The organism is uncultured Tateyamaria sp., assembly GCF_947503465.1.
Classification (GTDB): domain Bacteria; phylum Pseudomonadota; class Alphaproteobacteria; order Rhodobacterales; family Rhodobacteraceae; genus Tateyamaria.
This window is the reverse complement of the sequence record NZ_CANNDN010000003.1, coordinates 101,222-115,140: the sequence shown is the minus strand read 5'-3', so window position 1 is coordinate 115,140 and position 13,919 is coordinate 101,222. Positions and strand designations below refer to the sequence as shown.

At 64.0% G+C, this 13,919-nt stretch carries 14 protein-coding genes; 7 read left to right on the top strand and 7 right to left on the bottom strand.

Annotated elements, in window-relative coordinates; translation table 11 throughout:
- Positions 1–17 precede the first annotated feature (17 nt).
- The 6 genes from glcE (at position 18) to Q0844_RS16395 (ending at position 5,145) form a co-directional block, all read left to right on the top strand.
- On the top strand, positions 18–1,139 hold the full coding sequence (glcE, locus tag Q0844_RS16420) for a glycolate oxidase subunit GlcE (protein ID WP_299047058.1): 1,122 nt from the start codon (positions 18–20) through the stop codon (positions 1,137–1,139).
- On the top strand, positions 1,139–1,492 hold the full coding sequence (locus Q0844_RS16415; RefSeq protein WP_299047055.1) for a hypothetical protein: 354 nt from the start codon (positions 1,139–1,141) through the stop codon (positions 1,490–1,492). Before glcE ends, Q0844_RS16415 begins: the two co-directional genes overlap by 1 nt.
- Position 1,493: 1 nt before the next feature.
- Complete coding sequence (gene glcF / locus Q0844_RS16410; protein WP_299047052.1) at positions 1,494–2,807, top strand: glycolate oxidase subunit GlcF; 1,314 nt, start codon at positions 1,494–1,496, stop codon at positions 2,805–2,807.
- 75 nt (positions 2,808–2,882) lie between these two features.
- Entirely contained in the window at positions 2,883–3,677 is a 795-nt protein-coding gene (locus Q0844_RS16405; protein ID WP_299047957.1) for a trypsin-like serine protease, read from the top strand.
- Positions 3,674–4,480, top strand: a complete 807-nt coding sequence (locus tag Q0844_RS16400) for a trypsin-like peptidase domain-containing protein (RefSeq protein WP_299047049.1) — start codon at positions 3,674–3,676, stop codon at positions 4,478–4,480. The genes Q0844_RS16405 and Q0844_RS16400 overlap by 4 nt, the downstream gene beginning before the upstream one ends.
- A 200-nt stretch (positions 4,481–4,680) precedes the next feature.
- Positions 4,681–5,145, top strand: coding sequence for an Hsp20 family protein (locus Q0844_RS16395; protein WP_299047046.1), 465 nt, complete (start codon positions 4,681–4,683; stop codon positions 5,143–5,145).
- Between the two features lie 60 nt (positions 5,146–5,205).
- Here the strand turns inward: Q0844_RS16395 and Q0844_RS16390 are convergent, their stop codons facing one another.
- The 5 genes from Q0844_RS16390 to Q0844_RS16370 form a co-directional block, all read right to left on the bottom strand.
- Entirely contained in the window at positions 5,206–5,658 is a 453-nt protein-coding gene (locus Q0844_RS16390; RefSeq protein ID WP_299047042.1) for a GFA family protein, read from the bottom strand.
- A gap of 42 nt (positions 5,659–5,700) precedes the next feature.
- A complete protein-coding gene (locus Q0844_RS16385) occupies positions 5,701–6,936 on the bottom strand; it encodes an Hsp70 family protein (RefSeq protein ID WP_299047039.1) in 1,236 nt (411 codons plus the stop codon).
- Positions 6,937–7,057: 121 nt separating this feature from the next.
- Complete coding sequence (locus tag Q0844_RS16380) at positions 7,058–9,229, bottom strand: esterase-like activity of phytase family protein (RefSeq protein WP_299047036.1); 2,172 nt, start codon at positions 9,227–9,229, stop codon at positions 7,058–7,060.
- A gap of 85 nt (positions 9,230–9,314) precedes the next feature.
- Positions 9,315–10,286 (bottom strand): threonine dehydratase, encoded by a 972-nt coding sequence (locus Q0844_RS16375; protein WP_299047034.1) that lies wholly within the window; start codon positions 10,284–10,286, stop codon positions 9,315–9,317.
- Between the two features lie 18 nt (positions 10,287–10,304).
- Positions 10,305–11,132 (bottom strand): polyhydroxybutyrate depolymerase, encoded by an 828-nt coding sequence (locus Q0844_RS16370; RefSeq protein ID WP_299047031.1) that lies wholly within the window; start codon positions 11,130–11,132, stop codon positions 10,305–10,307.
- Positions 11,133–11,314: 182 nt separating this feature from the next.
- Between Q0844_RS16370 and Q0844_RS16365 the strand changes: the two genes are divergently transcribed.
- The gene (locus Q0844_RS16365) at positions 11,315–11,605 is read left to right on the top strand and encodes a hypothetical protein (RefSeq protein WP_299047029.1); all 291 of its coding nucleotides are present in this window, start codon (positions 11,315–11,317) and stop codon (positions 11,603–11,605) included.
- Here Q0844_RS16365 and Q0844_RS16360 read toward each other — a convergent pair whose 3' ends face one another.
- Together Q0844_RS16360 and Q0844_RS16355 are read right to left on the bottom strand one after the other, a co-directional pair.
- Positions 11,606–12,271 (bottom strand): L,D-transpeptidase, encoded by a 666-nt coding sequence (locus Q0844_RS16360; protein ID WP_299047026.1) that lies wholly within the window; start codon positions 12,269–12,271, stop codon positions 11,606–11,608.
- A gap of 103 nt (positions 12,272–12,374) precedes the next feature.
- On the bottom strand, positions 12,375–13,850 hold the full coding sequence (locus Q0844_RS16355; protein ID WP_299047025.1) for an NAD-dependent succinate-semialdehyde dehydrogenase: 1,476 nt from the start codon (positions 13,848–13,850) through the stop codon (positions 12,375–12,377).
- Positions 13,851–13,919 lie beyond the last annotated feature (69 nt).

Genomic DNA, 13,919 nt, shown 5'->3' with positions numbered 1-13,919 from the left:
GGAGTTTATAGGGCAAGATGAAGATGAGCATTTTGACGACGGAAGACGCGGTGGCCGAGGCGGTGGCCTCAGCCAAGGGGCCATTGGCCATACGCGGCGGCGGAACGCGGTCGGTGGGACGCCCTGTGGTGGGCGAGGTGCTGGATGTGTCGGGCCTGTCGGGCGTGACGCTGTATGAACCCGGTGCGCTGACCATCGTGGCGCAGGCGGGCACGCCGGTGGCCCGGATCGAGGCGACGCTGGCCGCCGAGAACCAGCGGCTGGCCTTCGAGCCGTATGATCTGACCGGGCTGCTGGGCACGTCGGGGGCATCCACCATTGGCGGTGTGGTTGCGACCAATGCCAGCGGGCCGCGCCGCATCATGGTGGGCGCGGCCCGGGACTTTGCGCTGGGCGTGCGCATGGTGGATGGGGCCGGACAGGTCATCAAGAACGGGGGGCGGGTGATGAAAAACGTCACCGGCTATGACCTGGTCAAGCTGATGTGCGGGTCCTGGGGCACCTTGGGTGTGTTGACAGAGGTGAGCCTGAAAGTGCTGCCGTCGGTCGAGGCGGAGACGACGCTGGCCATCGACGGATTGGACGCCGCACGCGCCGTGGCCGCGATGAGCCGGGCGCTTGGGTCCCCGTTCGAGGTGTCGGGCGCGGCCTGGACCGGTGGGCAGGTCTGGTTGCGTCTCGAGGGTTTTGACGCGTCGGTCACGTACCGCGCGGGACAGTTGCAGGCCCTGTTGTCCGGATTTGGCGATGTGACAGAGATATCGGCCGATTGGACATCTGTCCGGGATGCCCGGCCGCTGCATGCGGCCGCCGGTGTCTGGCGCATTTCCGTAAAACCGGGGGATGGACCGGCCGTGGTGGCGCTGGCGCCGGACGATGGTGTGACGATGATGGATTGGGGTGGTGGCCTGGTCTGGGTCGGTCAAATGTCCGGTGACATCGCGGCAACGCACACCGCATTGCAGTCCAAGGTGGCACAGCTGGGCGGCCACGCGACCCTGATCAAAGGCCCCGACGCGGTGCGCGCATCCGTGCCCGTCTTTCAACCCGAAGCACCGGGGGTCGCCACGCTGACCGCGGGCTTGCGTCACCGCTTTGATCCGCAGGGTATCCTGAACCCCGGCTTGATGGCCGCGTGATGGTTACGATCCTGTTCACCATGGCCTTTGTCATCGGCCCCGCGCTGTTCTTTGCACTGGACCGGGTGGCGGAACGGCATTGGCCGCTTGCCTTTGCCGCATCGGTGCTGGTGATGATCAGTTTCCTGTTGCGCAGCGGGGCGAACCTGACCCTGGCCTTTGATGCGACGCGGACCTTCCTGAGCGTTGCCAGCATCTGGATCGCCTGGGTCCTGGTGATGGTGCTGGCCGCCGGCGCCTTGCGCCGCGCCTACCCCTCGATCCGCGCACGGCGTCTGATCCGTGTCGCGGGTGCCATGGGCACAACGGTGCCCTGGTTCGGCTTTGCCGCAGCTCAGATGATGGCGAGATAACATGCAAACGACGTTTACCCCCGAACAGCTGACCGACCCGCAAACCCATCGGTCAAACGAGATCCTGCGCAATTGCGTGCATTGCGGGTTCTGCACCGCGACCTGTCCCACCTATCAGGTGCTGGGCGATGAATTGGACAGCCCGCGCGGCCGCATCTACCTGATCAAGGACATGCTCGAGAATGACCGCGACCCCGACGAGAAGGTGGTCAAGCATATCGACCGCTGCCTGTCGTGTCTGGCCTGCATGACGACCTGCCCGTCCGGCGTGCACTACATGCACCTGGTCGATCACGCGCGCGAATACATTGAAAACCGGTACAGGCGCCCTGTCATGGATCGGGCGTTGCGCTGGATTCTGGCGCGCATCCTGCCCTATCCCATGCGCTTCCGCGTGGCGCTGCTGGGGGCCAGGATTGGCCGCCCCTTTGCCCGTCTGATGCCCGATGCCCGCCTGCGCGCCATGCTGGAAATGGCCCCCGATCACATCCCGCCCGTCAGCCGCAATGACGATCCGCAAAGCTTTGCGCCGGTGGCGGAACGGAAAATGCGCGTCGCCCTGATGACGGGGTGTGCGCAGAAGGCGCTGAACACCGATATCAATGACGCCACCATTCGGTTGCTCACCCGGTTGGGATGCGAAGTGGTCGTGGCCGAAGGTGCGGGGTGCTGCGGCGCGCTGACCCACCACATGGGCAAGGCACGCGAAAGCCACGCGACGGCCGCCAGGAACATCACGGCCTGGGCGGCCGAGATGGACGGCGATGGCCTGGACGCGATTGTCATCAACACCAGCGGTTGCGGCACGACGGTCAAGGATTACGGGCACATGTTCCGCACCCATGCGCTGGCCGTGGACGCAGCCCGCGTTGCGGGGATCGCGATGGATGTCAGCGAGGTGCTGATGAAGCTGGATCTGCCCGAGGGTAAGGCGCAGGACATGACCATCGCCTATCACGCGGCCTGTTCCCTGCAGCACGGCCAGCAGATCAAGACCTATCCCAAGGACCTGCTGAAACGGGCGGGGTACAAGGTTGTGGAGCCTGCGGACAGCCATCTGTGTTGCGGATCGGCCGGCACCTACAACCTGATGCAGCCCGAGATTTCCAAGCAGTTGAAAGAGCGCAAGGTGCGCACGCTGGAGGCCAAGACCCCCGACATCATCGCGGCGGGCAATATCGGCTGCATGATGCAGATCGGGTCGGCCGCAGGGGTGCCCGTGGTGCATACGGTTGAACTGCTTGATTGGGCCACCGGCGGGCCACGTCCCCCGGCGCTGGACCGTCATCCGAATGATGTGCCGATTTTGCGATAAATTGCGTCCATGCCCTAATTTTGCCCCCATTCGATCCTAGACCGGGCAAACCCCTGGGATCGGAGAGTGATGAGTATGCGCCGATGGATGGCCCTTTCTGTGTTGGCCGTGGTGATAACGACAACCGCAGTGGCACAAGATGCGCAACTGCGCAGGCTTGACTCCGGCGCGGATGCTGCGGGCTGGGAAGCCGTTGGACGGCTGAACATCGGTGGCACCGGTTTTTGCACCGGCGCACTGATCGCCCCGAACCTGGTGCTGACAGCGGGCCATTGCCTGTATGACAAGACCACCGGCGACCGGATCGACCACACGCAGGTCGAATTCCTGGCGGGGTGGCGCAATGGCCGGGCATCGGCCTATCGCAATGTGCGGCGCGCCGTCGTGCACCCCGACTATACCTATGTGGGCCATGTCGGGTCCGAAGGCGTGCGCAATGACCTGGCACTGCTGGAACTGGAACACCCGATCCGCGACGGCAAGATCATACCCTTCGAGACCGCCGCACGACCGCGCCGTGGCGCCGAGGTGGGCGTGGTAAGCTATGGAACCGGGCGGTCCGAAGCACCGTCATTGCAAGAACTGTGCCGGGTGCTGGCCCAACAGGACGGGCTCTTGGTGACATCCTGTTCCGTCGAATTCGGAAGTTCGGGCGCACCCATCTTCATCATCGACAAGGGGCAGGCACAGATCGTGTCGGTCGTCTCCGCCAAGGCCGAGGTCGAGGGCAAGGCCGTGTCGCTGGGCACCTCGCTTGGGGCGCCGCTGGCACGGCTGCAAGCCGAACTGGTGGCGCAGCGCGATGATGTCAGCCCCCGTATCTCGGGTGGCACCCGCAGGGACACGGGTGCCAAGTTTGTGAAACCATGAGGGCGCTGGCGCTGATCCTGGCCCTTGTGACGGCCCCCGTTGCGCAGGCGCAGACAACGCAATTGCGCACGCTGGATACCGATTATTCCGCGGCAAGCTGGAAGGCCGTCGGGCGCATCGAATTTGGCGGCGGACGCGCGTTCTGTTCGGGCACCCTGATCGCGCGCGATCTGGTCCTGACCGCGGCACACTGCCTGTACAAGCCAAACACGACCGAGCTGTGGGCCACCGACACGATCCGCTTCAGGGCCGGATTTCGCGATGGCGAGGCCGCAGCCACCCGTCGCGCATCGGAGGCCGCCGCCCATGACCGCTTTGATGCCGCGGGCCCGCTCACGGCAAGAAACGCGTCATATGACGTGGGGCTGATCCGGCTGGCCGAACCCGTTTCGACCTTCGAGGTCCCGCCCTTCTACGTGCACGAGGGGGCGATCCCGCGCGGCCCCGTCAGCGTCGTCAGCTATGGGCGCGGGCGCGAAAACGCGCAGTCGCGGCAAAAGGAATGCCAACTGCTGGACCGGGTCAACGACGCCATGCTGTTTGACTGTGATGTGACGTTTGGTTCGTCCGGCGCACCGGTCTTTACTCACCAAAACGGGCGTGGTCAGATCGTGTCCGTGATTTCCGGCATGGTCGAGGTCAAGGGCAGCAAGCGCGCCCTGGGCATGGTGCTGCCCCAGCGTGTCACCGAAGTGAAGCGCCAGTTGCGCATGCAGGTGGCCCCGCCCGTGGCACAGGCCCGGCGCATCACAGTGGGCGGCGGCGCACGCACCGGTACAGGCGCGAAATTCGTACGTCCCTGACGTATCAAATCCCCCGGAATCAAAGGGTTGACCGGCATTGCCCATTGGCAACGTCCCGGCCTGCCCGACGGGTCTTGAACCACGCCAGATCCTTCCCAATATAGGGGTATCGGATGCCCGAACGGGGTCCGACCATAGCAACCATGCGGGCCTGTCCGGATCGGAAGGTCTGCCGTTAATCGCTCTGAATGAGGATGAACATGCGTACATACGACTTTGCACCGCTTTACCGCGCAACCGTTGGCTTTGACCAGATTGCGGACCTGATGGACCGGGTCCTTGCGACGGACAGCAACACAAACAGCTACCCCCCCTACAACATCGAAAAGACCGACGAGGATGCCTACCGCATCTCGATCGCGGTTGCCGGGTTCTCGGACGCCGACCTGGGCGTCGAGGTCAAGGAAAAGTCCCTGATCGTGACCGCCAGGAAAGCGGATGAGCAGGACCGGACGTACCTTCACCGTGGCATCGCCACCCGCGCCTTTGAACGCCGGTTCCATCTGGCGGACCACGTCGTGGTGACTGGGGCCTCCCATGTGGACGGCATGCTGCATATCGACCTGGTCAAGGAAGTGCCCGAGGCGCTCAAACCCCGCCGGATCGAAATTGCCAGCCAAAAGGCGATTGAAACGGATGTGGTCGACGCCAAGGCCGTGAACTAAGGCTGACATCTTCCCTGTCGGAGGGACCCGGGACGCGCGTGTGTCCCGGGTTTCTTGTGCTCAGGTGTCGTGGTCGGGATGCTGGTGCGACACCACGGATGCGTTCCACGCCTCGTCCGCCGCCTTCAGATCTTCGGATTTTTCGGGCAAGTCAGCCAGCCGGGCAAAGCACGCGCGCCGGTATGTGGTGTTGATTTGCACCTCGGGCGCAGCAGCGTCGGGATTGTCCAGCGCACCAATCGCGATTTCCAGTCCGCCGTCGAATTCATAGGTCAGCGGCGTGCCACAGTCCTTGCAGAACCCGCGCCAGTTGGTGTCCGAGCTGTGGAACACGGACCGCGCCCCGCGCGTCCAGACGACATCCGACGGCTCAACCTCGACCAATGCCGCAAAGAGTTGGCCAAAGGCCTTCTGGCACATCCGGCAATGGCAGATCGACGCCGTTCCAAGTTTGGATATCGCAAAGCGCACAGCGCCGCACTGGCACCCGCCCGTGAACGTCTGATCAGACATGACATACCTCCGCATCCCGCCTATCATTGCGCCAGCACGCCTTTATGCGCTGGCCGCCAGCGCCAGACCATCGGCCACAGTCGTGAACACCTCGGAAAAGGAATGCCGCGCCTGCGGGAACGCGTCGTTCATCGTGTCCGTAACCATCGACATCAGGCTCGAGCCCCCAACATAGATGACCTGATCAATCCCGCCTGCGGCAATCCCCGCCATCTCCAACGTCTCGGATATGCCCGCCTGCAATGCATTGGCATGGGGATCAAGAATGCCCCGCAACGCGCCCGCAGGCAGCGCAGCGGACAATCCGGGGGACACCTGGTCCAGCCTGATCACAGCATCCGTGCGCCCCGAATTGGCGTCGATCTTGCCCTGTTCGACCGCAAAGGCGACATCGTGCCCAAGTTCGTTTTCCAGCACCGTGTCCAGCCGCCGCATCTTGTCCGGTTCCGCGGCCAGTTGCGCCATGTCGCGCGCCATCCGCCGGGTCTTGGCCGTGTAGAGGAACGGTATCTTTTCCCAGGTCGCCAGATCGTTGAATATGGCCTTGGGCGCAGGCAGGGTGCCCGGCCCGATGGCGTTTCGGATCAGGGTGCCCGCGCCGAAATGCGGCATCACGCGGTCAATGCTGATGGACCGGTCAAAGTCCGTGCCGCCAATCCGCACGCCGTGATTGGCCAGGATGGTGACGCCGTCATTGCCGGTGCGAAAGACCGAAAAATCTGATGTGCCGCCGCCGATATCCACGATCAGGCCGGTTGCGCCCGGATGATCCAGTGCACCGCTTGCAAGGGCCGCCGCTTCGGGCTCCGGCAGAAAGGACACGTCCCTGAACCCCGCTGCCAGATAGCAATCGCGCAAATCCGCCTCGGCCTGTGCCTCGCGCGCGTCGCCCGCACCGTGAAACACCACGGGCCGTCCCGACAGCGCATGGTCGAACGGGTGCCCCGCCTCTGCCTCCGCGCGCCGCTTCACCTCGGCCAGAAAGCGCCCGATGATATCGACAAAACTCATCCGCGTGTTCAAGAGCTGACGCTTTTCATGCATGATCGACGTGCCCAGCACGCGTTTCAGCGCCCGCATGAACCGCCCCTCGATCCCGTCCAGCAGCGCCGCGTGCGCCGGATGACCCATCAGCATCTCGCGCGCGTCGTAATCAAAGAACACGGCTGTCGGCAGCGTCACTTGCCCCGGCGCCATGGTCACCAGATGTGGCGCACCCTCGCGCACATAGCCTGCGGCCGAATTCGACGTCCCGAAATCAATCCCCAAGGTCGCCATGACGCGCCGCCCCGCTCCTTCATCTTGCCAAGTAAACTCCCCCCGGAGGGCCGATACGAAACAAAAAACGCCGCCCGATTTCTCAGGCGGCGTTCGCAAAGTAAACCGAAAAGTGGACGGATCAGTTCGCCAGGTCGAAGGAATAGAACATCGTCTCGCCCGAATGGTCATCGACCCCGTCATTGTCGGTCGAAATCCATGCGGTGCCGTCGGCAGTGATCGCCAGCCCCTCGACCTTGTCCAGCACATAGCCGCCGGTCGATGTCAGGTCGGGGATCAGGTCGCGCACCTCTTCCTTGGACACCACGGGCAGATCACCACCCAGGGGGGCGGGCTGCATCTCGGCCAGCGGCACGCGATAGACCTTCTTGGTCACGGCCTCGATTCCGTGCTGGTTGTCCCGCTCCACGATATAGACGTGATCGCCATGGGCCACGATCTCGGACAGGCCAACCCACCCCTTGGCGGGTTCGGCCTTGGGATAGTGCACGGCCCCCCATTCCTCGGTCTCGATGTTGTAGGAGACGAGCTTGACGTGGTTCTCGGGGTCGTCCTTCCACTCGCGCTGCACGGCCATCCACAGGGTGTCGCCGATCTTGGTGATGCCTTCGAAGCCAAAGCGGCGTTCGACCGCCATCAACTCAGGCGGCAGGCCGATCTCTTCGTCGATATTGCCATCCGCCTCGACCTTGTAGATCGCGTGGGGGATGACGCGATCCGTGCGGCCCTCGCTGGCGATCCAGAACGCATCACCATCCAGGGCAATGCCTTCCATGTCCAGCTTCTGGGCCGGGCGACCGGCGCGGGTCACGTCGATGGCCTCGACGATGCGGGCCGGGGTTTGGGACGGGTCGATCTTGAAGATGCGCGGCTGGTAGCCGTAAAAGCTGTCGGACACGGCAAAGATCATGCCGTCCGCGTCCGCGACCATGCCGGAAATGGCCCCCCAGCCTGTCAGTTCATCCATGCCTTCGGACGTCAGGTGCGGATAGACGGCGTCGCCTTCGGCATATTCAAACAGCATGACATGGGCCCGTGCGGCCCCGTCTTCCAATCCGTCCACCTCGTTGGCCGAGACCAGCAGGTTGCGGTCGGGGATGGTCACGTATCCTTCCGGCCCGATGCCCGATGGCAGCAATTGTTTCAGGACGGGTGCGGCCGGGTCGGTGACATCATAGACACCGACGACCGAGCCGCGCTCGGAGCCCACAAACACGAAGGGCGTGCCGTCAAAGGTCGCAGCCGTGACGCTTTCGGGTTCCACACCTTTGCTGTCGGACCGTTTATCGGGGTAGTGGCCGATCTGGATCAGCGCATGTTCGAAGGTCACACCGCTTTCATACACAACGGTGCCGTTCTTGTTGAAGATCGTCCAGCCGCGGCTGCCGCCTTCATAGTCGCCTTCGTTTGCTGTGGCGAAATGCTGGTCGTCGATCCACGTCACCGCATCGGGTTCACGCAGGCGCCCGGGTTGGCTTTCGGTAAAGATCAGCGCCCCGCGTTCGTCCGTGGCGTCGATGTTATCAAGGTCCACGGACCCGGCAGAAAAGGCCGAGATAACGGTGCCACCCTGATCAATCACCACCATGTGGTTGTTTTCCTGCAGCGTCACGACCGTCTCGCCCAGGCTGTTGATCGACACATATTCCGGTTCGGGATCGCTGGGGGCCACGTCAGCCACACCGGCAAGGTCCACATATTTCAGCGAACCGCAGTCCAGATTGCCGTCGACCATATTCACCAACACGACACCGCCGCCGGGCAGTTGCGGCAAAAGGCCGTCATTCAGATCCTCGTCCCGTTCGTTTTCGATCGCCACGGCGACAAACGACCCGTCGGGGGCCTTGGCCACGCTGTCGGGCTGACCCGGCAAATCGCATGTGTCCAATTCTGTCCCCGAGGGAACAGCCAGCGCCATCAATTGCCCCGACGGTTCGGTGAACGAAGCGGACGTGTTGATTCCAACCACGGCGGTAGAGCCGATGACGGCCACGGAGGTCGGCTCGCCCCCAAGGACGATATTGCCCAGCGGGGCGGGGTTGGCGGGGTCGGTGATGTCGACAAGGCCCAGGGCTTCGAGCGGGCTGTCGGTATAGACAAGGGTCATGCCGTCGGCTGTCGCATCGATGATTTCGGGCGAACTTTCGCGGCTGATGTCTTCGCCCGCGGCCATGTTGGTCACGACCGGGAAGGAGGCGATACGATTGAAATTCTTGGTCGCATGGCCGTCTGCGGCAGCGGCACCCGCGGTCAGGGCCAGCGCCGAGGTCATGCACAGGAAAGGTTTGGTCATCAGTCACTCCATCGGGATGAAATCCCTGATGCAGTGACCGCGCGCCGCGACGTTGGTGTAACAGTCAGGTGTCAGTTTTGTAAAATCAGACCTGTGGCGTATGGCCGTCCAGCACGGTGCGGAACCAGCCGGTGTCGATATTGCCGCCGCACAGGATGACACCCACCTTCCTGCCTGCCATCTGGTCACGTTCCTGCATCAGGCCGGCCAGCGGCGCGGCCCCGGCCCCTTCGGCCACGTTGTGCGTGGCGGTAAAGTAGAGGCGGATGGCGTCGGCCACTGCGTCGTCGCTGACCGCGATGATCCGTTCCGCACCTCTGGAATAGATGTCGAACGCGTCCTGTACCGGCACCCGCACGGCCATGCCGTCCGCGAATGTGGCGGCAGAGTTCGTCTCGATCAGCCGCCCCGCCTCGACCGACAGTTTGGCGGTCTGCGCACGGTCCGACACAACGCCCACAACCCTGGTTTTCAGCCCCAGCGCATCGCGGGCCAGTATCGTCCCGCAAATCCCCGATCCACAGCCGATGGGCACATACACGGTGTCGAGGTCGGGTTGCGCGGTGAACAGTTCGAACGCGTAGGTCGCCACGCCGCGCACGAGTTCCGGGTGATAGGGCGGGACGATGAACAGCCCTTCGACCTCCGCGACGCGAAAGGCTTCTTCGCGCGCGGTGTCGAAATCGTCGCCATGTTCGATCAGTTCGGCACCAAAGGCCGTCATCGCCGCGTTCTTTTCCACCGAATTGCCGCGCGGCACATAGACCTTGGCCGTCAGTCCGGCGTTTGTCGCGGCCCAGGCCTGCCCCTGCCCGTGGTTGCCGCGCGTGGCGGTGCAGATGCCCGGCACATTCGGGTGCGTGCGCACCAGCCAGTCCATGAAGGTCAGCGCGCCCCGCACCTTGAAGGCGCCGGTCGGCGTGTGATTTTCATGCTTGACCCACACTTCCGCCCCGGCGGCGGCGCTGAGCAGTGGCCAATGGTGCTGGGGAGTGGGTGCCATGCGGGCATGGACAAAGGCGGCGGCGGTCTCAAGATCGGAACGGGTCAGCATCATGGGCGCATCTGACCCCGATCACCCCTCGGCGTCCAGCCCCTTGCCCTCGAACCAGTCCATGACGCGCACGGCCCAGCCCTGCGGCGCGCCATGTCCGCCCTTGTGCAGCATCAGCCGGATGTCACCGGCGGTGCAATCGGTCCAATGGCGGAACCACAGGTCGCCCTCGAAACTGTTGCGTTCGGGTTGGCGGGCATTGCAGCCATTGGTTTCGCGCAGGATTTTCAGCGAGGCCCAGACATCGCCCTGCACGACGGCACCATTGGCGAAAGACCTGCCTTCCAGCGGCACGGTGCGGTCGTTCCAGCCGTGGGTGTGGAAAAGGCGCACAGGCGCGGCGCAGTCCGTGGGCAGATCATCCCAGAACGCGCCGGCAAGCGGGGCATAGGCATCGGCAAAACCCGGCGATTGGCAGGCCATGTCCCAGACAAAGGAGCCGCCGCGCGAGAACCCGGCAAGCAACACGGTGCCCCCGTCAAGCCCGGTGCGGGCCCGCACGTCTTCCATCACCTCGGGCAGAAAGCCAAAGTCCTGGCGGTCATACTCCAGTCCCTTGCCGCGCACGGACCAATCCCGATTGAAGCGGCGGGTGGGCTGGTCGCCATCCGGCGCGACAAAGATGTACCCGCGGGCCAGCGCCTCGCGGGCGAGGCCGGAATTCAGCATGCCCTGACCCCGCCCGCCGCCCCCGTGCAGGTGCATGACGATGCCCTTGGGGGCCATTTCGGGTGTTGCCATGTGGTAGGCGCCGGACGGCAGTGCACAGGCATCGTCGCGCCCACCGCAGGCCAGTGCGGGCAGGGACATCAGGCAGACGGCAAGGCAGCTGGCAATCAGGCGGATCATGGGGGCACTCCGAAGCAGGGACAGCCAAAGCAGACTGCATCCCACGCCCTATCGCAAGTCACGAGCGCGTCACATTGGCCCGACCCAAGATGCCAGTTGCAGGAACAGGCGTATGGCCCGATAAAAGAGCGCAAGGGGCGCACGGGCACACAGACGATGCGCGGGACCATGTGGGGATGGATATGAAACGGACTGTTTTTGTGATTGGCGCGGCCGCGTTTGCCTTGGCCGCTTGTGACGAGACGACGCAATCAGGCGCGGGCGGGCCGTTTATCAACCCGCTGCCGGACCGGATCGTGTCGCTGGCCGATCCCAGGCAAGACCTGAACGCGGTCAAGGTCGACCCGGAGGACGGGTGCCTTGTCTATCGCCACACCGGTCCGGTCGAGACGACATTCCTGCCCCTGCGCACGCGCGACGGGCGGCCCATCTGCACCTCGGTCGAGGCGCAGGAGCCAGCCCCCGCCACATGATCAGCTGGCAGCGGTGACGCTGTCTTCGGTTGGGTACAACACCGCCGTCGATCCCGGCGTGACGTTTGGGTAAAGCTGGTTGATATGCGCCATGATCATGCGCACGCAGCCCGAACTGGCCCGCCCGCCGATGGACCGGGGATGCGGTGTGCCGTGAATGCGCAGATACGTGTCGCGGTTGCCCACGAAAAGATACAGCGCGCGCGACCCGAGCGGGTTTGTCGGCCCCCCGTTCATGCCATCGGCATGCTGTGCAAAAGAGTCCGGATCGCGTTCGATCATGGCCGCCGTCGGTGTCCATGTCGGCCATTTGGCCTTGCGCTTGATGGTGTAGGTCCCCGGTTCGTAGAGGTTGCCGCGCGCAATCGCCGCGCCATAGCGCATGGCGGTTCCGTCGTCCTGGATGTGGTACAGGTACCGCGCCACGGCATCGACATGGATGTCGCCCGGCGTCAGCCCGTCATTGGCCTGCACACGCTGCGGCAGGAACCGCCGATGCACACCCCAGGGGTTGGATGTGGCCAGATCGAAATTGGCCGGGGTGACCTGCGCGTCCCACCGCGCCCACTTGGATTGATCCGAGACGGGCCGTGCCAGGGCCGGCCCCGCAATCGGCGCCGAAAACAGGGCCGCTGAGGTGATAACGAAATGTCGTCTGGTCAACATGTAATGTGATCCTTCGCACTGGAATGGGACATATGTACGTCAATGTCGGGCCTGTGGGCAAATGGGCCAGCCGGACAAGTCACGGCTGTGTGACCGCCTGACCTCAGATGCTCATGCAGATGTATTTCATTTCCAGGAATTCCTCGATCCCGTGATGCGATCCCTCGCGGCCAAGCCCGGATTGCTTGACCCCGCCAAAGGGCGCCACCTCGGTCGAGATGATCCCGGTGTTGACGCCGACCATGCCGTATTCCAGCTCTTCCGCGACCTTGTAAACGCGGCTGAGGTCCTTGGCGTAGAAATACGCCGCCAACCCGAAGATGGTGTCGTTGGCCATGGCGATCACGTCGTCCACGTCCTCGAACCTGAAAAGCGGTGCGAGGGGGCCAAAGGTCTCTTCGTGCGCCACTTTCATGTCCTGGGTGACGCCGGTGACGATGGTGGGTTCCAGAAAGGTGCCGCCCAATGCGTGGGTCTTGCCGCCGGTCAGGATGGTGCCGCCATTGTCGACGACGTCGTTCAAGTGGGACTGCACCTTGTCCACGGCCTTGTCCGTGATCAGGGGGCCGGTGGTGACACCATCCTCCAGGCCATCGCCCACTTTCAGCGCCTCGACCGCGGTTTTCAGTTTCGCGGCAAAGGCGTCATAGACACCGGTCTGCACATAGATGCGGTTGGCACAGACGCAGGTCTGGCCTGCATTGCGGAACTTGCAGATCATCGCGCCTTCGACGGCGGCATCCAGATCGGCGTCGTCAAAGACGATGAAGGGCGCGTTGCCGCCCAGTTCCATCGAACATTTCATCACCTGATCCGATGCCTGGCGCAGCAGGATGCGTCCGACTTCGGTGCTGCCGGTGAAGGTCAGCTTGCGCACGACAGGGTTCTCGCAGAACTCCTTGCCCGTGTCGGACGCGTTCGAGGTGGTGACGACCTGGAACAGGCCCGCCGGGATCCCGGCCCGGTCCGCCAGCACGGCCATGGCAATGGCCGACAGGGGCGTCAGTTCGGCCGGGCGCGCGACAAAGGCACATCCGGCGGCCAGGGCCGGGGCCGCCTTGCGGGCGATCATGGCGTTGGGGAAATTCCAAGGTGTGATCGACGCGGCCACGCCGATGGGTTGCTTGATGACCGTGATCCGCTTGTCGCGCTGATGTCCCGGGATCGTTTCGCCATAGATCCGCTTGGCCTCTTCGGCAAAGAATTCGACAAAGGATGCGCCATAGCCGATCTCGCCCTTGGCCTCGGCCAGGGGTTTGCCCTGTTCGGCGGTCAGGATGATGCCCAGGTCGTCCTGGTGCCGCATCATCAGGTCGAACCATGTGCGCAGGACGGCGGCGCGTTCCTTGCCGGTCCACCTGGCCCATTCCCTTTGTGCGGCCTGCGCGCCTGCGATGGCGTCGGCGACCTGTGCCCGGCTCAGGTCCGCGACCTGCGCAATCACGTCCCCGCGCGCGGGGTTGGTCACGTCGAACGTGCCTTCGTCGCCGTCGACCCATGCGCCATTCACATAGGCACGGGTTTCCAGCAGGGACGGATCATCGAGCATGGATTTGAGGTCAGTGGTCTGGTCAAGCATGGGGCATCCTTTCGGGTCTGGCGCATGTGAAACAACACGGGGTAGGCTTGTCCAGTTCCAAAGTGGGGG